We start from the raw sequence: 1487 nt of genomic DNA on the forward strand, positions 1-1487 counted from the left end.
TACATCAACCGCATGGTAGCCGAAGAGGTACTGCCATGTATAGATGAAGACCCGAACGAACTGAAAGAATTTGCGGCAAAAATACTTGAACGTTTCTACAATCCGTATCTGAAACATTATCTGAAAGACATATCACTCAACTCCATCTCTAAATGGGAAACGCGTGACTATCCGACAGTGTATGACTGCTGCAAGAAACTGAACAAGAATGCGAAACTGACTACATTCTCTTTTGCTGCCATACTGGTTCTGTACACAGGACAGTCTGCTGCCAAGAACTTTACGCCGAACGACACCCCTGAGTTTATCGAATTTATACAAAAATCATTCGATAAGAACAATATCAAAGGATGGGTATCGGGCATCGTTAATAATAAGTCGATGTGGAAAGAAAACTTCTCGGATGTTCCTCACTTTATAGATGAAGTATCGAAAGACGTAGAGCTCATACTGAATAAAGGAATGCTTGACGCCATGAAAAGTGTAATGGCATAATCAAAACAAATACGGGAGAATATTTGCTATATTCTCCCACAACTAAAAACTACTATCATGTCAATAAATAACGATTGTCTGTACTGCAATAAAAATCAGACCCTGCACGACTTAATGATAGAAATCTGTCCGCTGAAAGTATCTACAGTGTACCTGTTCAGAGAGCAGACTTACAAGGGAAGATGCGTAGTAGCTTATAAAGATCATGCAAAAGAATTGTATGAGCTTAAAGGTGAAGAACTTCTTGCCTTTATGGAAGATGTGAATAAGGTAGCACAGGCATTGAAAGATATTTTTGCTCCCGAGAAAATAAACTACGGTGCATATTCTGACAAATTGCCACACCTCCACATACATCTGGCACCCAAATATACGGATGGTGCGGATTTTGGTTCTACATTCGTAATGAATCCGCAAAAGACATACCTGACAGACGAAGAATACATGGAGATGCTTGCGGCTATCAGAAGTAAGCTTATGTGAAAAGAAAAACTTTATCTATAAAGTAGAAAGCCGGTAGCGACCGGCGATTACAGTTGAAAGCAACTAAAAAAAGTAATGAAAATAAAAAACAATGAGAAATCGTTACATTCGTTACTTTTTAGTTAAAATATCAGTTGCCTCCTGCTTTAGCTGGAGGATAACAGAGCCGAAAAGTGAAAGGCTTCAGCCGAATAGCTTTGACTAAGGTCATTTTCGAAAAGGCTCACAACCCACGACTTAAAAGTCGTGGCAACTAAAGAAAGTAATGAAGAGTCAAAACAACGTAAATCCATTACATTCGTTACTTTTTAGTTAAAATTTTATTTACGTTCAATATTATCAACTGACAACTATTAGACAAAAGGTGCTGTTTTTCAGTATATTATATAAGGTTAAATTTAGGAGAAAAATAAAATGAACAAATATTTAAAAATAGCCCCGTCAGACAACGTATGTGTGGCTATAGAAGATCTGAAAGAAGGTGATAAACTGAATGTGGAAGGAATGGA

General features: G+C 37.4%; 1 protein-coding gene and 1 pseudogene. Both read left to right on the plus strand.

The features are described from left to right. Window positions 1-495, plus strand: a pseudogene (locus M2448_RS20290) (altronate oxidoreductase); the annotation flags it as partial. 57 nt (window positions 496-552) lie between these two features. Beyond that, window positions 553-978: an HIT family protein gene (locus M2448_RS20295; protein ID WP_280648004.1), complete on the plus strand. Its 426-nt coding sequence runs from the start codon at window positions 553-555 to the stop codon at window positions 976-978. Window positions 979-1487: the final 509 nt, after the last annotated feature.

The organism is Dysgonomonas sp. PF1-14, assembly GCF_029892965.1.
GTDB lineage: Bacteria > Bacteroidota > Bacteroidia > Bacteroidales > Dysgonomonadaceae > Dysgonomonas.

Excerpts from the sequence above, each read along its gene's own strand:
- M2448_RS20295 (WP_280648004.1), top strand. The coding sequence starts at position 553 with ATGTCAATAAATAACGATTGTCTGTACTGCAATAAAAATCAGACCCTG.